Source organism: Nonomuraea sp. NPDC048881, assembly GCF_040649795.1.
In the GTDB taxonomy this organism is placed as follows: Bacteria; Actinomycetota; Actinomycetes; order Streptosporangiales; family Streptosporangiaceae; genus Nonomuraea.
In genome coordinates, this window is the sequence record NZ_JBEZGC010000009.1 from 133,859 (window position 1) to 154,689 (window position 20,831).

Below are 20,831 nucleotides of genomic sequence, written 5' to 3' on the forward strand. Positions count from 1 at the left end.
GAGCCGTCCGGCTCCGGGGCCCTTCACGCAGGTCAGACCAGCGGACGCGCCGTCGGCAGGATCGGGTACGGCAGCGCCGTCTCCCCGCTCAGGTACCGGTCGACGCCCGAGGCGGCCGAACGGCCCTCGGCGATGGCCCACACGATGAGCGACTGCCCGCGGCCCATGTCACCGGCCACGAACACGCCGTCCACCTTGGACATGTACGTCTTGTCCCGGGCGACGTTGCCGCGGGCGTCGTAGAAGCCCTCGCCCGCGACCTCGGCCAGGTCCTCCAGCAGGGCGCCCTTCTCCGGCCCGAGGAAGCCCATGGACAGGGTGATCAGCTCGGCCGGGATCTCCCGCTCGGTGCCGGGGATCGGCTTGAAGCCGTTCTGCGGCCCCTCGACCTCGACCAGGCGCAGCGCCCTGACGTTGCCCTCCTCGTCGCCGACGAACTCGGTGGTGGAGACCGCGTAGACGCGCTCCCCGCCGCCGTCGGCCAGCTCCTCGTGCGCGCTCTCCATCTTGAACAGGATGGGGAACGTCGGCCACGGCTGGCTGCCGGGCCGGGACGCGGGCGGCTGCGGCATGATCTCCAGCTGGGTCACCGACGCGGCGCCCTGCCGGATCGCGGTGCCGATGCAGTCGGCCCCGGTGTCACCGCCGCCGATCACCACGACGTGCTTGCCCTCAGCCGAGACCGGCGCGACCGCGTAGTCGCCCTCCTGGACCTTGTTGGCCAGGGGCAGGTACTCCATCGCCTGGTAGACGCCCTTGAGCTCGCGCCCGGCGACCGGCAGGTCACGCCACTGGGTGGCGCCGCCCGACAGCACCACCGCGTCGAACTGCTCGCGCAGCTCGGCCGCGGTGACGTCGACGCCGACGTCGACGCCGGTGCGGAACCTGGTGCCCTCGGCCCGCATCTGCTCCAGGCGCCGCTCGATGTGGCGCTTCTCCATCTTGAACTCGGGGATGCCGTACCGCAGCAGGCCGCCGAGGCGGTCGGCGCGTTCGAACACCACCACGTCGTGCCCGGCCCTGGTGAGCTGCTGGGCGGCGGCCAGGCCCGCGGGGCCCGAGCCGACGACGGCCACCTTCTTGCCGGTGCGCACCCGCGGCGGTTGCGGGGTCACCCAGCCCTCGGCGAACGCGCGGTCGATGATCTCGACCTCGACCCGCTTGATCGCCACCGGGTCGGAGTTGATGCCGAGCACGCACGCCGCCTCGCACGGAGCCGGGCAGAGCCTGCCGGTGAACTCCGGGAAGTTGTTCGTGGCGTGCAGCCGCTCGATCGCCTCGCGCCAGTCGGCGCGGTACACGAGGTCGTTCCACTCGGGGATGAGGTTCCCGAGCGGGCAGCCGTTGTGGCAGAACGGGATGCCGCAGTCCATGCAGCGGGCCGCCTGCCTGGTCAGCTTCTCCTGCGGGAAGTCCTGGTAGACCTCCCGCCAGTCGCTGATGCGGACGTCGACCGGGCGGCGCGCCGGCAGCTCCCGCTCGTGCGTGAGAAAACCCTTGGGGTCAGCCATCGAGTACGCCTCCCTAGCCCTGAACCGCAGCCGCCATGACGGCCTCGTCGATGTCCCTGCCTTCGGCGCGGGCGGCCTCGGCGGCCGCCAGCACCCTCTTGTAGTCGGTCGGCATGATCTTGCCGAACCGGGCGAGCGCGGCGTCCCAGTCGGCCAGCAGCTGCTTGGCCACCGGGGACGCGGTCTCGGCGAAGTGCTTCTCGACCGTCTCCTTCAGGAACTCCGCGTCCTGCTCGGTCAGCGTCTCGATGGCGACCATCTCCCGGTTGACCCGCTCGGGCCGCAGGTCGAGCAGGTACGCCACGCCGCCGGACATGCCGGCCGCGAAGTTGCGCCCGGTCGCCCCGAGCACGACCACCCGGCCGCCGGTCATGTACTCGCACCCGTGGTCGCCCACGCCCTCGACGACCGCCGTGGCCCCGGAGTTGCGGACGCAGAACCGCTCGCCGACCACCCCGCGGACGAACACCTCGCCGGACGTGGCGCCGTACAGGGCGACGTTGCCGGCGATGATGTGCCCGTCGAGCGGCGCCTCCTCGTGCGGCCGGACGGTGATCCGCCCGCCCGACAGGCCCTTGCCGAGGTAGTCGTTGGCGTCGCCGGTCAGCCGCAGCGTGATCCCGCGGGGCACGAACGCGCCGAAGGAGTTGCCCGCCGAGCCGGTGAAGCCGATGTCGATGGTGTTCTCGGGCAGGCCCTGGCCGCCGTACCGCTTGGTCACCTGGTAGCCGAGCATCGTGCCGACCGTGCGGTTGACGTTGCGGATGGGCAGCTCCATCGTGACCTGGGTGCCGTCGTTGAGCGCGCCCTCGGCGAGCTGGATCAGGGTGTTGTCGAGGGCGTGCTCCAGGCCGTGGTCCTGCTCGACGGTGCGCCGCTTGGGCGTGCCGGCGGGCAGGTCGGGCTGGTGCAGGATCGGCGACAGGTCGAGCCCGCCGGCCTTCCAGTGGTTCTCGGCGGCCGTGGTGTCGAGCATCTCGACGTGCCCGATCGCCTCGTCGAGCGAGCGGAAGCCCAGCTCGGCCAGGTACTCGCGGATTTCCTCGGCGATGAACTCGAAGAAGTTGACCACGAACTCGGGCTTGCCGCTGAAGCGCTTGCGCAGCTCGGGGTTCTGCGTGGCCACGCCCACCGGGCAGGTGTCGAGGTGGCAGACCCGCATCATCACGCAGCCGGAGACGACCAGCGGGGCGGTGGCGAAGCCGTACTCCTCGGCGCCCAGCAGGGCGGCGATGACGACGTCGCGGCCGGTCTTGAGCTGGCCGTCCACCTGCACGACGATGCGGTCGCGCAGGTCGTTCAGCAGCAGCGTCTGCTGGGTCTCGGCCAGGCCGAGCTCCCAGGGCGCGCCCGCGTGCTTGAGCGAGGTCAGCGGCGAGGCGCCGGTGCCGCCGTCGTGGCCGGAGATGAGCACCACGTCGGCGTGCGCCTTGGACACGCCCGCCGCGACCGTGCCGACGCCGACCTCGGCGACCAGCTTCACGTGGACCCTGGCCTCCGGGTTGGAGTTCTTCAGGTCGTGGATGAGCTGGGCGAGGTCCTCGATCGAGTAGATGTCGTGGTGCGGCGGCGGCGAGATGAGGCCGACGCCGGGCGTGGAGTGGCGGGTCTTGGCGATCCACGGGTAGACCTTGTGGCCGGGCAGCTGGCCGCCCTCGCCGGGCTTGGCCCCCTGGGCCATCTTGATCTGCAGGTCGGCCGCGTTGACCAGGTATTCGCTGGTGACGCCGAACCGGCCGGAGGCGACCTGCTTGATCGCCGACCTGCGGGTGGCGTCGTACAGGCGCTCGGGGTCCTCCCCGCCCTCGCCGGTGTTGGACTTGCCGCCGAGCCGGTTCATCGCGATGGCGAGCGTCTCGTGCGCCTCCATCGAGATCGAGCCGTACGACATCGCGCCCGTGGAGAAGCGCTTGACGATGCTCTCGACCGGCTCGACCTCGTCGATCGGGATCGACTGGCCCTTGCGCAGCTTGAACAGGCCGCGCAGGGTCATCAGCCGCTCGGCCTGGGAGTCCACGAGGCTCGTGTACTCCTTGAAGATCTCGTAGCGGCGGGTGCGGGTGGCGTGCTGCAGCTTGAAGACGGTCTCGGGGTTGAACAGGTGCGGCTCGCCCTCGCGCCGCCACTGGTACTCGCCGCCGACCTGGAGCCTGCGGTGCGCGTTCTCCGCCCGCGGGTAGGCGTGACGGTGGCGCTGGGCGGTCTCCTCGGCCAGCACGTCGAAGCCGACGCCGCCCAGGCGGGACGTCGTGCCGGTGAAGCAGGCGTCGATGACCTCCTGGCTCAGGCCGAGCGCCTCGAAGATCTGCGCGCCGGTGTAGGAGGCCACCGTGGACACGCCCATCTTGGACATGACCTTGATGACGCCCTTGCCGTACGCCTTGATCAGGTTGCGCACGGCCTTGTGCTTGCCGATCTGCAGCACACCGGTGTCGACCAGGTCCTCGACGGTCTCGATCGCCAGGTACGGGTTGACCGCGCCGGCGCCGTAGCCGATGAGCAGCGCCATGTGGTGGCACTCGCGGGCCTCGCCGGTCTCGATGACGAGACCGATCTTGGTCCGGGTCTTCTCCTGGATCAGGTGGTGGTGCACCGCGCCGGTGAGCAGCAGCGACGGGATCGGGGCGAGCGTGTCGGAGGAGCCGCGGTCGGACAGCACGATGATGCGCGCGCCGTTGGCGATGGCCCTGGACGCCTCGGCCCTGATCTCCTCAAGGCGGCCGAGCAGCGCCTGCCCGCCGCCGGCGACCTCGTACAGGCCGCTGATGACGTGCGGGTGGAAGCCCGGCAGGTCGTGCTCGTCGTTGATGTGGATGATCTTGGCGAGCTCGTCGTTGTCGATCACCGGGTACGGCAGCACGAGCTGGCGGCAGGAGGTCGGGCCCGGGTCGAGCAGGTTGCCCTCGGGGCCGAGCACGCTGGCCAGCGAGGTGACCAGCTCCTCCCGGATGGCGTCCAGCGGCGGGTTGGTGACCTGGGCGAACAGCTGCGTGAAGTAGTCGAACAGCAGCCGCGGCTTCTCGCTCAGCACCGCGACCGGCGTGTCGGTGCCCATCGAGCCGATCGGCTCGGCACCGGACCTGGCCATCGGCGACAGGATGATCCGCAGCTCTTCCTCGGTGTAGCCGAAGGTCTGCTGCCGCTTGACCAGCGCCTCGTGCGTGGGGATCTCCCGCTGCCGCGCGGGCAGCTCCTCGAACCTGACCAGCCCGGCGTGCAGCCATTCCTCGTACGGGTGCGCGGCGGCCAGCTCGGCCTTGATCTCGTCGTCCTCGATGATCTTGCCGCGGGCGGTGTCGATGAGGAACATGCGGCCCGGCTGCAGGCGGCCCTTGCGGACGACGTCCTCGGGCTTGAAGTCCAGCACGCCGGCCTCCGAGGCCAGCACGACCAGCCCGTCGGCGGTCACCCAGAACCGCCCGGGACGCAGCCCGTTGCGGTCCAGCACGGCTCCGGCCAGGGTGCCGTCGGTGAACGTGATCGAGGCCGGGCCGTCCCATGCCTCCATCAGGGAGGAGTGGAACTCGTAGAAGGCGCGGCGCGCCGGATCCATCTCGGTGTGGTTCTCCCACGCCTCGGGGATCATCATCAGCACCGCGTGCGGCAGGCTCCGGCCGCCGATGTGCAGCAGCTCCAGCGCCTCGTCGAAGCTGGCGGTGTCGCTGCCGTCGGGGTCGCAGATCGGGAAGAGCCGCGAGATGTCGCCCGGGATGTGGGCCGATGCCAGCATCGCCTCGCGGGCCCGCATCCAGTTGCGGTTGCCCTTGACCGTGTTGATCTCGCCGTTGTGCGCCACGTACCGGTAGGGGTGGGCCAGCGGCCAGCTCGGGAAGGTGTTGGTGGAGAAGCGCGAGTGCACCAGCGCGATCGCGCTCTCGTAACGCTCGTCGCTCAGGTCGGGGAAGAACGGCTCCACCTGGTCGGGCGTGAGCATCCCCTTGTAGACCACCGTGCGGGCCGACAGCGAGGGGAAGTAGACGTCCGCCTCGTGCTCGGACCGCTTGCGCAGGCAGAAGGCCAGCCGGTCGAGGTCGAGGCCCTGCTCGCCGCCGGGGCTCGACACGAAGAGCTGGGCGAAGTGCGGCATGACGGCGCGGGCGCTCGGGCCCGGCAGGGCGCGGTCGACGGGGACGTCCCGCCAGCCCAGCACCGTGAGGCCCTCCTCGGCCGCGATCTCCTCGATCAGGCCGACGGCGACGGCCCTGCCCTGCTCGTCGGCCGGCAGGAAGGCGATGCCGGTCGCGTACGCGCCGGCCTCGGGCAGCGCGAACGGCACGCTCGCGCGGTAGAACCCATCGGGGATCTGCGTCAGGATCCCGGCTCCGTCGCCGGTGTCCGGCTCGCTACCCTTGGCTCCCCGGTGATCGAGATTGCACAACGCCGTCAGCGCCTTGACCACGATCGTGTGCCCACGGCGTCCGGCGACGTCGGCGACCATGGCGACACCGCAGGCATCATGCTCGTTGGCGGGGTGGTAGAGGCCCTGAGGCTCGGGGAATCCGAGGTGGGCAGCAGGCATTGAATCCCTCCCGTCGTCTTCGTCTGTCAAGAACTGCTCTACAGGCGGGGACGACGTTGGCCCTGCTGCATATCGTGGGTAGAGATTACCGCACGATGCCGGAATGGTGCCCGCCACGTCCGCATTGCGAACATTGCGCACGGTTCCAGCATCCGAACTCCCCATCCCAAACCCCGGACCCGGCCATCAGAATTCCCAGGTCACGCCCCTGTTGTCCCATGGCTCTCACGAGCCCCGGGAAGCTCCTTGCGGACGAGCCCGGCCCTCCCCGGCGGGCGGCCGGAGCCGGGCCCGCCCCTCGATAGGGTTGGCGCATGGATCGTGACGGCGTGGAGCGCCTGCTCGCCGAGGCGGGCGTCGACGGCAGGCGGCTGCGGCACGCCCTCACCCTCCTGTGCGACGGCCAGTGGTGGTCCCTGGCCGGCCTGGTCAGGGAGACCGCCACCTCCAGGCGGACCGTCGAGGCCCTGCTGCGCGAGGTGCGCCTGGAGCGCTCGGGCGAGACGTTCCGGGTGCCGCCCGGCGACACGCCCGCCTACCAGGACCTGCTGGCCATGGCGCCGCCGCCCGAAGACCCGGTGGCCCACCTGCTCCCCCACTACCCCGGCGTGCTCGAACGCCTGACCGCGCTGGTCGCGGGCGCGCCGCGGGCCCGTCACGTGCTCGACCACGTCTCGGCCACCCCCGAGACGGCCCTGCGGCGCGCGCTGCTGCTCGGGGCGCGGTTCTGGCTGCCCGGCGCGCGGCTGCTGTGCGTCGGCGACCACGACCTGACCTCGCTGGCCGTCAAGCTGGTCCATCCCGAGACCGACGTCACGGTGGTCGACGTCGACGAGCGCATCCTGGCCTACATCGACGAGCAGGGGCTCGGGGTCCGCACGCGCTGGGCCGACCTGCGGCTCGGGCTGCCGGCCTCGGCGCGGGAGCACGACCTGGCGTTCACCGACCCGCCGTACACGCCGGAGGGGATCGGGCTGTTCGCGGCGCGCGCCGTGGAGGGGCTGAAGGACGACGGGCGGGTGCTGGTGGCGTACGGGGCCAGCGAGCGTACGCCGATGCTGGCCTTCAAGGTCCAGCAGGCGTTGTCGGAGCTCAACCTCGCCTACGAAGCGATCTATCCGGATTTCAATCGCTATTTCGGGGCGGAGGCGATCGGCTCGGCCGCCGACCTCTACCTGCTGCGTCCCACGACCAAGACCCGCCCGGCGGTCAACGCCCGGCTGGGCCGTCAGGCCACGGCCATCTACACCCAGGGCCCCCAGTCGGTCGAGTCGGCCCCGGCGGCGGCCCCGGCGTCCGATCTGGCCGGGTTCGAGGCTGACCTGCTGGTGGGCGAGTGGCCCAAGGAGCTGCCCCAGCCCCGGGTGCGGCTGGCGACCTGGCTGGCCAAGCCGTACGCGGCGGCCGTCGAGCAGGTGGCCGTCGCGCTGCCGCCGGGGCTGGAGGCGGCGCTCCCCCGCGTGCTGCTCGCCACCCGGGCCGCGCACGTACGCGTGTGGGGGGCCGACCTGCCCTCGCTGCCGGAGGCGCTGTCCGCTGTCTACGAGTTCCGCCGGACGGGCGGGGCGCTCGACGCCGTACGCCGCCCGCAACCCGCCGGGGCGGGCGACGCGGTGCTGCGCAGAATCCTCGACAACGGCCACGCCAAGCTCGCCAACACCTGGCGGGAGGCGCTCATCGCGGTGGCCCGCGACCAGGGCACGGCGCTCACCAAGAACGAGGCCCGCACCCTCATCCGCCAGACCGCGCCCTGGTCCGACGACCTGACCCCGTTGGAAGCCCCCCTCCACCGCCTGGCCGATCTCCCCGCCGCCGTCTCCACCACCGTCACCGCCCTCACCACCACAACCCCCTGACTCCGCGCAAGGCGTCTGACGGGAGCGGCGTTGTGGGTGGGCGGCGGCAGGACGGCCGAACCGCCGGACGACCGCAACCCTCCGAGCAGCAGGCCACCCGCGGCGCCCCTTCGAGCGGGCAGGTGGCCGGATGGGGGGTGGGTGGTCAGATGGCGGCGAGGATGCGGTTCTGGACCACGCGGCCCAGACCGTCGAGGGCGACCAGGGCCGTGACCAGGCCGTCGGCGGAGACCGTGCCGCCCGCCCAGCTGACCGTCACGTAGTGGCCCATGGCCCGCGCCTGGGCACGGCTGCGGGCGGCGTCGAACGCGGCGTCCTGCCGGACGAAGCCGTCCTTGCCCAGGGCCGCCACCAGGGCGTCGGCCGCGCGCCCGTCGGGCAGGTTGAAGATGGCGAACTGCCCGGCCAGCCCGTCGCCCTCGTACGCCGCCGCCAGCACCTGCGTGCACCCGGACGCCGACGCTCCCCACAGCACCTCGTCGCAGTCGTCGTGCTCCTGCGTGGAGACCCGCCGCAGCGCGCCGAGCGTCTGTGTCTCGGCGGTGAAGACCTCCTGCGCGGTAAGCGGCGCGGCGTCGGCCTGACGGGAGTCGACGGCCGCGTAGAAGGCCGAGGTGGGCTCGCCCCGGAAGGCGGCCGGCCGCGGCTCCCCCGGACGCAGCCACAACCACCCGGCCACGGCGACCGCCAGCACCCCCACGGCCACCCCCGCCACCACGACCACACGGCGGGACATCACGCGACCGCCTCCGCGAACCCCACCCCGACGCGGGACAGCACGACCGCACCCCCGACGCGGGACATCAGGGCCGCTCCCTTGATCGCGGCCGCGCGAGGTGACGTCACGAGGCCGGGCCTGTGATCGCGACGACGCGGCGGTAGACGGACTTCTCGGCGCCGCGCAGGGCCAGGGTGACGGAGACGAAGTCGTCCCGGGCGGTCGGGTCGAGGCCGTCGGTCTTGCCGAGCCAGACGAGGCCGACGTAGTGGCCGAGCGCGTAGCCGCCGCCCTCGGAGTAACCGCCCGCCGGGAAGGCCGCCTTCGACGAGGTCAACGGCCGTGCCCAGCCGCCCCGGTAGAGCGTCTTGAGGGATTCGACCAGGTCGCCGGCCGACTGGCCGTCCTTGAGGTTGAGCAGCGTGTACTGGCCGACGTAGCGGCCGTCGGAGCTGACGTACAGGCCGCGGGCCGCCTGGAGGCAGTCGGCGTCGGCCACCTTCTCCAGCAGGGCCGTGCCCCACAGGGCGGCCGAGCAGTCGGCGTCGATGCGCTTGGCGGCGAGCTTGAGCGTGAGCTTCTTGGAGACCGCGAGCTCGCTCTGCCCGAACACCTCCTTGTCGGTGAGCTCCCGGCTGTCCTTGGCCCGGTCGGCCAGGGCCGCGAACAGCTTGGGCGAGCTCCAGCCCTGGTAGGACATGGGCATGGCGGCGTCCGGGCCGAGGACGGCGGCGTTGGCCTCCCGCTCGGGGGCGTAGTCGCCAAGCGAGCCGACGACCGCCACCAGCCCCGTCGCGCCCGCGACGACGCCGATGACCGTGGCGATGATGACGATCAGCCGCTGTTGCTCCGGACGCAGGCCCCACTCGGTGAGCACCGGGAACTGCCAGTCGGAGCGCGGTGTGCGGCGCCGCTTGCGTGACCCGGAGCCGGTCGGGAACTCGGCGGACTCCCCGGTCCTTCCGGACTCCGCGGACGATCCCGACGCCCCGAACGCGGCGAAACCCTCGGCTGCGTCGTCGGGCCCGCCACCGTCCGCGGGGGCGCTCCGGCGTCCCGGACGCGACTGCTCGCCGCCGTCGGTGGCCGTGCTGCGACGGCCCGTACGGGCGGCCTCCGCCAGGTCGTCCATGCTCGCGGCCCAGACGGAGTCGTCGTTGTCCGGCGCCCGCCTCCTCCCGCGAGCCGTCTCCCCACCATCGTGGGCGCGTCTCCCCCGGGACGCCTCTCCGCCCTCCTGGGCACGCCTGCCCCGGCCGGACTCCGCGGCTGCCTGGGAACGTCTGCCCCGCTGGGAACGTCTGCCGCGCGGTGCGTCGGCGTCGTCGGCGGGCGTGGACGCCTCCGGCGCGGCGGGCTGCGCGGCCCATCCGGCATCGGAAGCCGGGGACGCGGGCCGCTGACCGTCACTCCGCTCACCACGAGCCGCCCACTGCGCGTCCGACCCCTGCGCGCCGGAGCCGGCGGGCCACTGCGCGTCCGTGCCCTGCGAGCCAGAACCAGCAGGCCACTGCGCGTTCGAACCCTGTGAGGCGGCGGAACCAGCAGGCCACTGCGTGTCAGACCCCTGGGAGCCGGGGCCAGCGGGCCACTGCGCGTTCGAGCCCTGAGAGGCGGCGGGACCGGCGGGCCACTGCGCGTTCGAGCCCTGTGACCCGGAACGAACCGCCCACTGTGCGTCGGAGCCCTGAGGGGCGGGTTGAGAGGGCCAGGAAGCGTCGGGCCCCTGGGGGGCGGGTGGGCGGGCGGCCCAGCCCGCGTCGGCGGGCTGTTGGGGGCGGGCGGCGCGGCGGGCCGCCCAGAGGTCCTGGCCGCCGTCGCCACCGGTCGCCGGCTGCTCGGGGGCCGTGGCCTCAGCGGCGCGAGCAGCGGAACGGCGACGAGCCCTCCCGGACCCCGCGCCACGCCCGCCACGCGAACCACCGGCTCGCCCGCTGCCCCCGACCCCACCGGTCCCGCCAGCAGCACCGGAAGCACCACCGGAACCGTCATAAGCCCCAGGAGCACCACCGGAACGGCCGGAACCGTCATAAGCCCCAGGACCACCGCCAGAACGGCCGGAACCGTCAAAAGCCCCAGGAGCACCGCCATACCCGCCGGAAGCGCCGCCGGTGCCCGGGGTGTTGGGGCCGGTGCCGGAGGAGTCGGCGGAGTCGCCGGAGCGTCGTCCCGATCTCACAGTCCTGACGCCCCGATCAGGTTGCCCAGCCCGTACGTGATGCCCGCGGCCACCGCGCCCACCACGAGCTGACGCAATCCCGAGTACCACCAGCTGCGCGCCGTCACGGCGGACACCAGCGCGCCCGCCCCGAACAACGCCGCGCACGACACCACGGCCGACAAGGTAAGCCCCTCGACTCCGAACAGGTACGGCAGGAGCGGCAGCACCGCCCCCACACTGAACGACAGGAACGACGACACCGCCGCCACCTTCGGCGAGGGCAGCGCGCCGGGAACGACACCCAGCTCGTTCTGGGCGTGGATCTCAAGGGCCCGCTCGGGATTGCGGGAGATCTGCCCGGCCACCGCCGCGGCGAGGTCGGGCTCCACCCCCTTGTCCACGAACGACTGAGCCAGCTCGGCCAGCTCGGCCTCCGGGTTGCCGGCCAGCTCCCGCTGCTCGACGGCGATCTCGGCCTGGGCCAGTTCGCGCTGGCTGGCCACGGAGACGTACTCGCCGCCCGCCATGGACAGGGCCCCGGCGGCCAGCCCGGCCACGCCGCTGAGGGCGACGACCTTGGTGGTGGCGGTGCCGCCCGCGACGCCGGCGATGAGCGCGAAGTTCGACACCAGGCCGTCCATCGCGCCGAACACCGAGGGCCGCAACCAGCCCCCGCTGACGTCGCGATGGCGATGGTGGATCTCCGCGCCGCCGGTCATCGCGGGTTCTTCTCCTTCGTCGCGGCATCGTCGTCCGCGTCGGTGTCGGAGGATCCGGCGGGTTCGGCGGGCTCAGCGGGCTCGGCGGTCTCGGCCGCCACGGCGGCCGGCGCGTCGGACGAGCCGGGATCGGCCTGGCCGCTCTCGTGCGCCGGATCGACCGCCGGGTCGAGCGGCACGACCCGCTCCTCGGTGTCCTTGTTCCTGGTCAGCCAGAGGTAGACCAGCGCGCCGACGAACAGCACGATGGACGTCCACTGGTTGAGCCGCAGGCTGAGGAAGGTCACCGCGTGGTCGACCCCGCCGACCGGGTCGATGCGCAGGCCCTCGATCCAGAAGCGGCCCAGCGTGTACCCGGCGACGTAGAGGGCGAACAGCCGCCCGTGCCGCAGCGCGAACCGCTTGCCCGCCAGGATGAGCAGGAAGCCGAGCGCGACGTCCCACAGCGACTCGTACAGGAAGGTCGGGTGGTACAGCACGCCCGGCTCGCCGCCGTGGTCGACGTCGATCTCCAGGCCCCACGGCAGCGTGGTCGGGCCGCCGTAGAGCTCCTGGTTGAACCAGTTGCCCCAGCGGCCGATGGCCTGCGCGAAGGCGATGCCCGGCGCGACCGTGTCGGCGACGGCGCTCATGGAGATGCCGCGCTTGCGCACGGCCCACCACACGCCGACGCCGCCGAGCGCGATCGCGCCCCAGATGCCGAGCCCGCCCTCCCAGATGAACAGGGCCTGGTACGGCTCCTTGATCGCACGGCTGCCGAAGTAGGTCTGCCAGTCGGTGATGACGTGGTAGAGCCGGCCGCCGATCAGACCGAAGATCACCGCGGGGACGGCGATGTCGATGATCGTCCCCTTCTGGCCGCCGCGGGCGACCCAGCGCCGCTCGCTCAGCCAGACGGCGACGACGACGCCGAGCACGATGCACAGGGCATAGGCCCGGATCGGGATGATTCCGAGATACCAGACCCCCTGGGAAGGGCTGGGAATCGAGGCTAGGGGCATGTCAGGTGAGGGTAGCGCAGCCTGCGGCTACTTGGCGGCCTTCGTGACCGCATCGCGAAGTTGCTGCGGCGAGAACGCCGCCTCGCCGATGCTGGTGCCGTTGAGCTTCACGGTGGGCGTGCCCTCGATCGACTGCGCCGCCATGATCTTCGAACTGTCGGTCAGCACGGCGGGAGCGTGCTTCTGGGACGTGACGCAACTCTCGAAATCGGGCGAGGTGACCCCGGCCTCCTTGCCCCACTCGACGAGCTGGTCGGTCTTGAACCCCTCGACGGTCTCGGCCGGCTGGTTCTTGTAGATCAGGTCGTGGAAGGCCATCCACTGCTTGCCGTCGGCGACGCAGCGGGCGGCCGCCGCCGCGCGTACGGAGTTGCTCTTCGTCGGCTCCCTGGAGAAGATCGTGATCGGGTGGAAGACGACCTTGGCCTTGCCCTCGGCGGCCAGGTTCTTGAAGGTCGATCCGCTGACCCGCTCCAGCTCCTTGCAGACCGGGCACTGGAAGTCCTCGTAGATGTCGACCACCGGCTGCGTCACGCCCGCCTTGGCCATCACGGCGCTGCCGTCGGGCTGCAGGGTGATCGGCGCGAGGTCGGCCCCGGCCTGCTCCGACTTGGAGGAGCTGATCGACCACCACGCGCCGAGGCCGACCGCGGCCACCGCGACCACGGCCGCCGTGGTGTAGGTCACCAGCTTCTTGCGCTTCTCCTGGGCGCGGGCCGCCGCCTGCTGCTCTCTGATCTTCTCGCGCGCCGACATGTTCCCGTCAGACTTGGTGCGCTGCGCTTTGCTCATCCTCGATCTCCTCTTCGTCACCTGTGTCCTCCACGGCACCCGCCAGTCCGAGCGCCCCGTCGAGGGCGAACCGTCCCGGCGGGAAGCGGGCCGTCCATGCGCCGAGCAGCACCAGGCCGAAGTCGCGCAGGATGTCGAGCAGGTAGGCCGGCTCTTGTCCTGTCTCCAGCTGGCCGCCGCCGCCGAAGCAGCCGCAGTCGATCCGCAGGCCGTGCGCCCAGGCCCAGGCGATGCCGAACACGAAGGCGAACATGAGCAGCGCGGCGATCACCGCTGCCACCCTGGTCAGCAGACCGACGACCAGCAGCACGCCGACGACGATCTCCAGGATCGGCAGGACATAGCCCACCATCTCGGCGATCGACTCGGGCAGCAGCTGGTACGCCTTGACCGCGACCACGGAGTCGGACGGATTGCCGATCTTCAGCGCCCCCGCCGCGATCAGCACGCCCCCCAGGATCAGCCGGGCGACGGTCGTCACCCAGGGTATCGCCGATCTGCCGTTGTGTGACGGTTGTGACGCGGCCACGGGTGATCTCCTCTTTCTCTGCGCCGGGAATGCGCACAGTACCGGGACATCATCCGATCACGCTCGGGATAAGCGTCGGCTAAGGCAGAGTCCCGTTCATGAAATGGTAGGAAGTCCACGATACTGCTGCGTCCGGAATTCGCTCGGCGGCAGACCGGCGCGGCGGGTGAACAACCTGGTGAAATAGGCCGGGTCGTCGTAGCCGACGCGCCGGGCCACGGCGGCGACCGGCAGGTCGGTGGTGGCCAGCAGGTCCTTGGCCCGGTTGAGCCTGATGGACAGCACGTAGTCCTTGGGGCTGCACCCGGCCAGCCGGCGCACGGCGCGGCGCAGCTCGGTCAGCGGCATGCCGAGGCGCCTGGCGTGCTCGGCGACCGGCACCGGCAGGCACGCGTCCCTGGCCAGCCCGGCCAGCACCGGATCGCCGTAGGGGTCCTCGTCGGCGCGGCTGCGCCTGAGGGCGACCAGGACCTCGTGCACGATGGCCGAGGTCTCCACCTCCAGGTACGGGCCGCCCCTGCGGCACGCCTGGGCGATGCGGCCGATGGCGTGGGCGGCCGGGTCCGCCGTGGTGAGCGGGGTGACCGGGTTGCCGGCGTCCACGAAGCCGAGGTCCTGGTAGGCGGTGGCGGCGGGGCCGGTGAAGTCGACGAACCACTCGTCCCAGCCGGCCTCGTCGGGCGCGTAGTGGTGGCGTACGCCGGGCAGGAGCCAGATGACGGCGGGCGCGACGACGTCGACGACGGGCCCCTCCCCCTGGGAGAACCAGCCGCGGCCCGCGGTCACCAGGACGGCCACGTGGTGCTGCAGGGTGCGCGGCCCGACCGTGGGCAGCCGCCCCTCCTGCCGTCCGACGCCGAGGCACACCAGGCCGAGCCCGCGATGGGCGGGCCCCGGGGTCAGGTACTGCATCCACTTGTCGTAGGGCGGGGTCATCCGGTCTCCGCGGGTGAGTCCAACAGGTTGTCTGGGTTTGTCCATGGCCGTTGACCTGCGGTCTTGGCAGGGTTGCGGGGCGCGAAATCCTATCGGAGGAACGGTTATGGGTGTTTTCTCGGTCGAGAACGGAGTGTTCCGGCTCGACGGCACGGAGTTCAGGGTGCTGTCGGGCGCCATGCACTACTTCCGGGTGCATCCCGGGCAGTGGCGGCACCGGCTGGCGATGCTGCGGGCGATGGGGCTGAACACCGTCGAGACGTACGTGCCGTGGAACCTGCACGAACCGCGCAGGGGCGAGTTCCGCCGGACGGAGGAGCTGGGCGCGTTCCTGGACGCGGCGGCCGAGGAAGGGCTGCTGGCGATCGTCCGGCCGGGCCCCTACATCTGCGCCGAATGGGACAACGGCGGCCTGCCCGCCTGGCTCACCGGCCGGATCAGGACCTGCGACCCCGAGTACCTGGGCCACGTGGACCGCTACTTCGACCGGCTGCTCCCGCAGGTCGTCGAGCGGCAGGTGACCCGCGGCGGCAACGTGATCATGGTCCAGGTGGAGAACGAGTACGGCTCCTACGGCAGTGACCTGGCCTACCTGCGCCACCTGGCCGACGGCCTGACGGCTAGGGGCGTCGAGGTGCCGCTGTTCACCTCCGACGGCCCGGCCGACTGGTACCTGACCGGCGGCACCCTGCCGGGCGTGCTGGCCACGGTGAACTTCGGCTCCGACCCCGACCGGGCGTTCGCCGCGCTGCGCGAGCACCGGCCGGACGATCCGCCGTTCTGCATGGAGTTCTGGTGCGGCTGGTTCGACCACTGGGGCCACAAGCACATGACCAGGGACGCCGGTGACGCGGCCGCCGTCCTGGAGCGCATCCTTGAGCTCGGCGCGTCGGTGAACCTGTACATGGCCCACGGCGGCACCAACTTCGGCACCTGGGCGGGCGCCAACCAGGCCGGCGAGCGGGCGATGGGCGACTGGCGGCCGACCGTCACCTCCTACGACTACGACGCGCCGATCGACGAGCGCGGGGCGCCCACCGAGAAGTTCTGGCGCTTCCGCGAGGTGTTGTCGCGGTACGCGGGCGAGCCGCCGGCGGTGCCGCCGGTCCCGGCCGTGCTGCCGCCGGCGACGCTGCGGCCGGTCCAGTCGGTGTCGCTGGGCGACGCGCTGGAGGCGGTGGCGGGGCCGGGGACGAGCGCGCCGGTGCCGCCGTCGTTCGAGGAGCTGGGGCTGGAGCACGGGCTGGTGCTGTACCGGGCGGAGGTGCCGGGGCCGCGCGGTGCGTACCGGCTGCGGCTGCCCGGGCTGCGCGACCGGGCGCACGTGTTCGTGGACGGCCGGCTCGCCGGGGTGTTCGAGCGCGACGCCGAGGAGCCGGAGGTGACGGTGTCCGGCCCCGCCACGGTGGAGCTGCTGGTGGAGTCGATGGGACGGACGAACTACGGGCCGCTGACCGGCGAGAGCAAGGGCCTGACCGGCGGCGTCCTGCACCACCAGCAGTACCTGAACGGGTGGAGCGCGCGGCCGATCCCGCTGCGGGACGTCTCCGCGGTGCCGTTCGCCGACGGCTCGCAGGCCGGGCCCAGGTCGTTCTTCCGGTTCGTCCTGGAGGTGGACGAGCCCGCCGACACGTTCCTCGCGCTGCCCGGCTGGGGCAAGGGGTACGTCTGGGTGAACGGCTTCTGCCTGGGCCGCTACTGGGACCGCGGCCCGCAGCGCACCCTCTACGTCCCGGCCCCGCTGCTGCGCGCCGGGACGAACGAGATCGTCGTCCTGGAGCTGGACCAGGTGGGCCCGGCCCTGGAACTGCGCGCGGAACCCGACCTGGGCTGACCCCCGCCGGCACGACATGACGGAAGGCGCGCCCCCGCTCAGGGGACGCGCCTTCGTGATGATCGGGACAGCCCGCAGAGGGCTCAGCGGCGCACGCCGCGGGCCATGTCGCCGGCCAGCGCCATGATCGACTCGCGCCCGGCGGCCTCGTCGGGCGCGTCGAGGATGCGGCGGATGAACGCCGACCCGACGATCACGCCGTCGGCGTAGCGGGCCACCTCGGCCGCCTGCGCGCCCGTGCCGACGCCCAGGCCCACGCAGACGGGCAGGTCGGTGTGCGCGCGGGTGCGCTTGACCAGGCCCTCGGCCGCCGAGTTCACGCTCTCCCTGGCGCCTGTGACGCCCATCAGCGAGGCGGCGTAGACGAAGCCGGTGCAGCAGTCGACCACGGCCTTGATGCGCTCCTCCGTGGAGCTGGGCGCCACCAGGAACACCGTGTCGATGCCCGCCTCGGCCGAGGCGGTGCGCCACGGCTCGGACTCCTCCGGCGTCAGGTCGGGCGTGATCGTGCCCACGCCGCCCGCGTTGGCCAGGTCACGGGCGAACCGGTCGGCGCCGTAGCGGTCGATCGGGTTCCAGTACGTCATGACGAGCGTGGCGGCGCCCGTGGCGGCGACCCCCTCGACGGTGCGCATCACGTCGGCGATGCGGGTGCCGTTGAGCAGCGAGCGGTGCACCGCGTCCTGGATCGTCGGCCCGTCCATGAGCGGGTCGGAGTAGGGCAGGCCGATCTCGATGACGTCGCAGCCCGCCTCGACCAGGGCCGCGGCGGCGGCGATCGCGCCGTCCTTGGACGGGAAGCCGGCAGGCAGGTAGCCGACGAGCGCGGCCCGGTTGTCCGCCTTCGCCTTGGCGAAAACCGTCTGAAGAGTCGTCATGTCTGTCCGTTTCGAAGGTCGAGTCCCACCATGATGCCCTGCCGCAGGCCGTCGTCCGGTCACCCGCGCCGCGCTGCCGGGGGCGTCAGAGGTTGAAGTACTTCATGGCGGTGCCCATGTCCTTGTCGCCGCGCCCGGACAGGTTGACCAGGATCGTCGAGTCGGGGCCGAGCTCGCGGCCCAGCTTCAGCGCGCCCGCCAGCGCGTGGGAGGACTCGATGGCCGGGATGATGCCCTCGGTCCTGGCCAGCAGCGAGAACGCCGCCATGGCCTCGTCGTCGGTGACGCCGTGGTAGGTGGCGCGGCCGGAGTCCTTCAGCCAGGCGTGCTCGGGGCCGACGCCCGGGTAGTCGAGGCCGGCCGAGATCGAGTGGGACTCGATCGTCTGGCCCTCGTCATCCTGGAGCACGTACGTGCGCGAGCCGTGGAGCACGCCCACCGAGCCGGCGGTGAGGGTGAGCGCGTGCTCGCCGCTCTCCAGGCCGTGGCCGGCCGCCTCGTAGCCGTGCAGGGCCACGCCCTCGTCGCCGATGAAGGCGTGGAAGATGCCGATGGCGTTGCTGCCGCCGCCGACCGCCGCGCACACCGCGTCGGGCAGCCCGCCGGTCAGCTCCAGCATCTGGCGACGGGCCTCGACGCCGATGATGCGGGCGAAGTCGCGCACGATCTCGGGGAACGGGTGGGGCCCGGCGACGGTGCCGAACAGGTAGTGGGTGGTGTCGACGTTGGTCACCCAGTCGCGGAACGCCTCGTTGATGGCGTCCTTCAGCGTCTTGGAGCCGTTGTGGACGGGCACCACGGTGGCGCCGAGCAGCTTCATCCGGGCCACGTTGAGCGCCTGGCGCTCGCAGTCGACCGCGCCCATGTAGATGACGCACTCCAGGCCGAGCAGGGCGGCCGCGGTGGCCGTGGCCACGCCGTGCTGGCCGGCGCCGGTCTCGGCGATCACCCGCTTCTTGCCCAGGCGCCTGGTCAGCAGCGCCTGGCCGAGCACGTTGTTGATCTTGTGGGCGCCGGTGTGGGTGAGGTCTTCCCGCTTGAGCACGATACGCGCGCCGCCGGCCTCCTGGCTGAAGCGCGCGACGTCGGTCAGCGTGGTCGGCCGACCGGCGTAGGTGCGCAGCAGGTGATCGAACTCGCGCAGGAACTCGGGGTCGGTCTTGGCCTTGTCGTAGACGGCGGCCACCTCGTCGAGCGCGGGGATCAGCGCCTCGGGCACGTAGCGGCCGCCGAAGATGCCGAACTTGCCGTGCAGGTCGGGGTCGTTGCCGTACGCCGCGCCACCGGCCAGGTCGGCGGCGCTGAGGATGGAGCCTTCGTTAGCCACTGCTATCCCTCTGCTGAGTGGTCGGGGCGCGTCGACGGGTGAGCGCCGGCGGTCACCAGCGCCTCCACGGCCTTGCGCGGATCCTTGCCGGTGACCAGGCTCTCCCCCACCAGGACGGCGTCGGCGCCACCCCTGGCGTAGGCGAGCAGGTCGTGCGGGCCGCGCACGCCCGACTCGGCGATCTTGATCACATTATCCGGGATCTTCGGCGCCAGCTTCGCGAAGACGTCGCGGTCGACCTCAAGAGTCTTCAAATTACGCGCGTTGACCCCGATGACCCGCGCCCCGGCGGCGACCGCCCGCTCCAGCTCCTCCTCGGTGTGCACCTCGACCAGCGGGGTGAGCCCGATGGACTCGGCCCGCTCGATCAGCGACACCAGCGCCTCCTGCTCCAGGCAGACGACCATCAGCAGCGCCAGGTCGGCGCCGTGGGCCCGGGCCTCCCAGAGCTGGTAGGAGGTGAGGATGAAATCTTTACGCAGGATGGGGATGTCGACGCGGGCGCGGACGGCCGCCAGGTCCTCCAGGCTGCCGCCGAACTTGCGCCGCTCGGTCAGCACGCTGATCACGTGGGCGCCGCCGGCCTCGTAGTCGGCCGCGAGCGCGGCGGGGTCGGCGATGGCGGCGAGCGCGCCCTTGGACGGGCTCGACCGCTTGACCTCGGCGATCACCGAGATCCTGTCACCCCCGAGGGCGGCCATCGCGTCTCTGGGCCCCTGGGCCCGCTCGGCTCGCCGCTTGAGCTCGTCGATCGACACGGCCTGCTGACGTGCGGCGAGATCGGCGCGCACCCCTTCGAGGATGTCGTCGAGGACACTTGGTCCTTCCGTCCGCTCACTCACGCGCTTGGGGTCCCTCCGGTTGACAGTGGGGGTGGCAGAGAGTTCGCCTCGCGTCCGCTCTCGGCCTTGTCCTGCGATGGTATCGGCCCCACCGGGGTCACCTCGCCACAGGGCCCGTACTACGGCGCGAGGAACGCCCCGAAGGGGAGGTTTCGGACGACCCAGTAGACCATCACGACCCCGAGGAAGGCCCACAGCCACGCCGGATGGGCCAAAGTGGTGCGCCGCGGCCTGCCCTGCCACGCCCGTACGACCCACCGGCCCCACCAGAACAGCAGGAACGGGATCATGGCGACGGCCAGCGGATTGAGCCCGAGGGCGGCCAGCGGGTCGAGGTGGGCCAGCGCGTGGATCGTGCGCAGCGTGCCGCAGCCCGGGCAGTAGAGGCCGGTGACCCACAGGAACGGGCAGGTCGGGTAGTGGCCGGGCTGGTTGGGGTCGACCACGCCGACCACGCCGACCACGGCCCCCGCCGCGGCCGCAACACCGAGCGGCGCGAGCAGGCCCTTCAGCCGCCCCGTCCCCCGCCGCCCGGTTGTTGCGATGTCCATGCCGTCAGTATCCCAGTCCGTCAGTACGAGCCGTAGCTGCTCGTCGAGGCGGCGAGCAGCACGAACACCACCACGTAGAAGATGATGAGCAGGACGATGGCGATGGCGCCGAAGATCAGGCTGCGCTTCCACCAGGTCTTGGCCTCCTCGGCCGCCTGCATGGCGCCCTGGATGTCGCCGACCTGCCACTTGGAGTTGACCTGCGACGACTTCACGATCGCCACGATGCCGAGGGGCAGGCAGCAGAACAGGGTGGTGAGGATCGCCGGGACCAGCTGGTTGTCCGGCGGGGTGCCGCCGCCACCGGGGCCGTAACCGCCACCGGGGTAGCCACCGGGCGGCTGCCCGTAACCGCCGCCAGGGGGCTGGCCGTAGCCGCCACCGCTCGGGGGCTGCTGGCCGTAGCCGCCACCGGGGGGTTGCTCACCATAGCCGCCGCCACTCGGGGGCTGCTGGCCGTAGCCGCCGCCGTAACCGCCGCCGCTGGGCGGCTGCTGGCCGTAGCCGCCACCACCGCTCGGCGGCTGCTGCCCGTAACCGCCGCCGGGCGGCTGGGCGCCGTAACCGCCGTCGCCCTGGTTTCCGTAACTCATGCTCGTGACTCCTCATGTCGTCAGCGTGAAGCGAGTTGCGCGCGGCAGCCTAGCGATAAAGCAT

At 72.0% G+C, this 20,831-nt stretch carries 16 protein-coding genes; 2 read left to right on the forward strand and 14 right to left on the reverse strand.

Going from position 1 to position 20,831, the window contains the following annotated elements; genetic code table 11:
- Positions 1-32: 32 nt before the first annotated feature.
- Positions 33-1,511 (reverse strand): glutamate synthase subunit beta, encoded by a 1,479-nt coding sequence (locus tag AB0C33_RS30235; RefSeq protein ID WP_358293852.1) that lies wholly within the window; start codon positions 1,509-1,511, stop codon positions 33-35.
- A 13-nt stretch (positions 1,512-1,524) separates the two neighbouring features.
- A complete protein-coding gene (gene gltB / locus AB0C33_RS30240; RefSeq protein WP_358293853.1) occupies positions 1,525-6,030 on the reverse strand; it encodes a glutamate synthase large subunit in 4,506 nt (1,501 codons plus the stop codon).
- A 314-nt stretch (positions 6,031-6,344) separates the two neighbouring features.
- On the opposite strand from gltB, the gene AB0C33_RS30245 reads away from it, so the two are divergent.
- Positions 6,345-7,886 carry a bis-aminopropyl spermidine synthase family protein gene (locus AB0C33_RS30245; protein WP_358293855.1) on the forward strand — a complete coding sequence of 514 codons (1,542 nt, stop codon included), beginning with the start codon at positions 6,345-6,347 and terminating at the stop codon, positions 7,884-7,886.
- Positions 7,887-8,031: 145 nt separating this feature from the next.
- Here AB0C33_RS30245 and AB0C33_RS30250 read toward each other — a convergent pair whose 3' ends face one another.
- The 7 genes from AB0C33_RS30250 to AB0C33_RS30280 form a co-directional block, all read right to left on the reverse strand.
- Complete coding sequence (locus AB0C33_RS30250; RefSeq protein WP_358293856.1) at positions 8,032-8,622, reverse strand: hypothetical protein; 591 nt, start codon at positions 8,620-8,622, stop codon at positions 8,032-8,034.
- A 106-nt stretch (positions 8,623-8,728) separates the two neighbouring features.
- Positions 8,729-9,736, reverse strand: coding sequence for a hypothetical protein (locus tag AB0C33_RS30255; protein WP_358293858.1), 1,008 nt, complete (start codon positions 9,734-9,736; stop codon positions 8,729-8,731).
- 1,043 nt (positions 9,737-10,779) lie between these two features.
- Positions 10,780-11,484 (reverse strand): VIT1/CCC1 transporter family protein, encoded by a 705-nt coding sequence (locus AB0C33_RS30260; protein ID WP_358293860.1) that lies wholly within the window; start codon positions 11,482-11,484, stop codon positions 10,780-10,782.
- Positions 11,481-12,485 (reverse strand): prolipoprotein diacylglyceryl transferase, encoded by a 1,005-nt coding sequence (lgt, locus tag AB0C33_RS30265; RefSeq protein WP_358293861.1) that lies wholly within the window; start codon positions 12,483-12,485, stop codon positions 11,481-11,483. Before lgt ends, AB0C33_RS30260 begins: the two co-directional genes overlap by 4 nt.
- Positions 12,486-12,512: 27 nt before the next feature.
- Positions 12,513-13,277, reverse strand: a complete 765-nt coding sequence (locus AB0C33_RS30270; RefSeq protein WP_358293863.1) for a thioredoxin domain-containing protein — start codon at positions 13,275-13,277, stop codon at positions 12,513-12,515.
- Entirely contained in the window at positions 13,249-13,758 is a 510-nt protein-coding gene (locus tag AB0C33_RS30275; protein ID WP_358293865.1) for a MauE/DoxX family redox-associated membrane protein, read from the reverse strand. Before AB0C33_RS30275 ends, AB0C33_RS30270 begins: the two co-directional genes overlap by 29 nt.
- A 144-nt stretch (positions 13,759-13,902) precedes the next feature.
- Positions 13,903-14,742, reverse strand: a complete 840-nt coding sequence (locus AB0C33_RS30280) for a helix-turn-helix transcriptional regulator (RefSeq protein ID WP_358293867.1) — start codon at positions 14,740-14,742, stop codon at positions 13,903-13,905.
- 106 nt (positions 14,743-14,848) lie between these two features.
- On the opposite strand from AB0C33_RS30280, the gene AB0C33_RS30285 reads away from it, so the two are divergent.
- The gene (locus AB0C33_RS30285; protein WP_358293868.1) at positions 14,849-16,576 is read left to right on the forward strand and encodes a beta-galactosidase family protein; all 1,728 of its coding nucleotides are present in this window, start codon (positions 14,849-14,851) and stop codon (positions 16,574-16,576) included.
- 83 nt (positions 16,577-16,659) lie between these two features.
- Here AB0C33_RS30285 and trpA read toward each other — a convergent pair whose 3' ends face one another.
- From trpA to AB0C33_RS30310, 5 genes are all read right to left on the reverse strand, one after another.
- A complete protein-coding gene (gene trpA, locus AB0C33_RS30290) occupies positions 16,660-17,454 on the reverse strand; it encodes a tryptophan synthase subunit alpha (protein ID WP_358293870.1) in 795 nt (264 codons plus the stop codon).
- A gap of 85 nt (positions 17,455-17,539) precedes the next feature.
- Complete coding sequence (trpB, locus tag AB0C33_RS30295; RefSeq protein ID WP_358294292.1) at positions 17,540-18,745, reverse strand: tryptophan synthase subunit beta; 1,206 nt, start codon at positions 18,743-18,745, stop codon at positions 17,540-17,542.
- A 38-nt stretch (positions 18,746-18,783) separates the two neighbouring features.
- Positions 18,784-19,623, reverse strand: coding sequence for an indole-3-glycerol phosphate synthase TrpC (trpC, locus tag AB0C33_RS30300; RefSeq protein WP_125630391.1), 840 nt, complete (start codon positions 19,621-19,623; stop codon positions 18,784-18,786).
- 119 nt (positions 19,624-19,742) lie between these two features.
- Positions 19,743-20,174, reverse strand: coding sequence for a DUF2752 domain-containing protein (locus tag AB0C33_RS30305; protein ID WP_358293872.1), 432 nt, complete (start codon positions 20,172-20,174; stop codon positions 19,743-19,745).
- A gap of 20 nt (positions 20,175-20,194) precedes the next feature.
- On the reverse strand, positions 20,195-20,767 hold the full coding sequence (locus AB0C33_RS30310) for a CD225/dispanin family protein (RefSeq protein ID WP_357968152.1): 573 nt from the start codon (positions 20,765-20,767) through the stop codon (positions 20,195-20,197).
- Between the last annotated feature and the right edge of the window lie 64 nt (positions 20,768-20,831).

What these genes read in the sequence shown, in the direction of transcription:
- lgt (WP_358293861.1), bottom strand. Translation starts at nt 12,485, where the DNA reads ATGCCCCTAGCCTCGATTCCCAGCCCTTCCCAGGGGGTCTGGTATCTC.
- AB0C33_RS30305 (WP_358293872.1), bottom strand. Translation starts at nt 20,174, where the DNA reads ATGGACATCGCAACAACCGGGCGGCGGGGGACGGGGCGGCTGAAGGGC.
- AB0C33_RS30255 (WP_358293858.1), bottom strand. Translation starts at nt 9,736, where the DNA reads ATGGACGACCTGGCGGAGGCCGCCCGTACGGGCCGTCGCAGCACGGCC.
- AB0C33_RS30270 (WP_358293863.1), bottom strand. Translation starts at nt 13,277, where the DNA reads ATGAGCAAAGCGCAGCGCACCAAGTCTGACGGGAACATGTCGGCGCGC.
- AB0C33_RS30285 (WP_358293868.1), top strand. Translation starts at nt 14,849, where the DNA reads ATGGGTGTTTTCTCGGTCGAGAACGGAGTGTTCCGGCTCGACGGCACG.
- trpA (WP_358293870.1), bottom strand. Translation starts at nt 17,454, where the DNA reads ATGACGACTCTTCAGACGGTTTTCGCCAAGGCGAAGGCGGACAACCGG.
- AB0C33_RS30280 (WP_358293867.1), bottom strand. Translation starts at nt 14,742, where the DNA reads ATGACCCCGCCCTACGACAAGTGGATGCAGTACCTGACCCCGGGGCCC.
- AB0C33_RS30260 (WP_358293860.1), bottom strand. Translation starts at nt 11,484, where the DNA reads ATGACCGGCGGCGCGGAGATCCACCATCGCCATCGCGACGTCAGCGGG.
- AB0C33_RS30245 (WP_358293855.1), top strand. Translation starts at nt 6,345, where the DNA reads ATGGATCGTGACGGCGTGGAGCGCCTGCTCGCCGAGGCGGGCGTCGAC.
- AB0C33_RS30235 (WP_358293852.1), bottom strand. Translation starts at nt 1,511, where the DNA reads ATGGCTGACCCCAAGGGTTTTCTCACGCACGAGCGGGAGCTGCCGGCG.
- AB0C33_RS30250 (WP_358293856.1), bottom strand. Translation starts at nt 8,622, where the DNA reads ATGTCCCGCCGTGTGGTCGTGGTGGCGGGGGTGGCCGTGGGGGTGCTG.
- AB0C33_RS30310 (WP_357968152.1), bottom strand. Translation starts at nt 20,767, where the DNA reads ATGAGTTACGGAAACCAGGGCGACGGCGGTTACGGCGCCCAGCCGCCC.
- gltB (WP_358293853.1), bottom strand. Translation starts at nt 6,030, where the DNA reads ATGCCTGCTGCCCACCTCGGATTCCCCGAGCCTCAGGGCCTCTACCAC.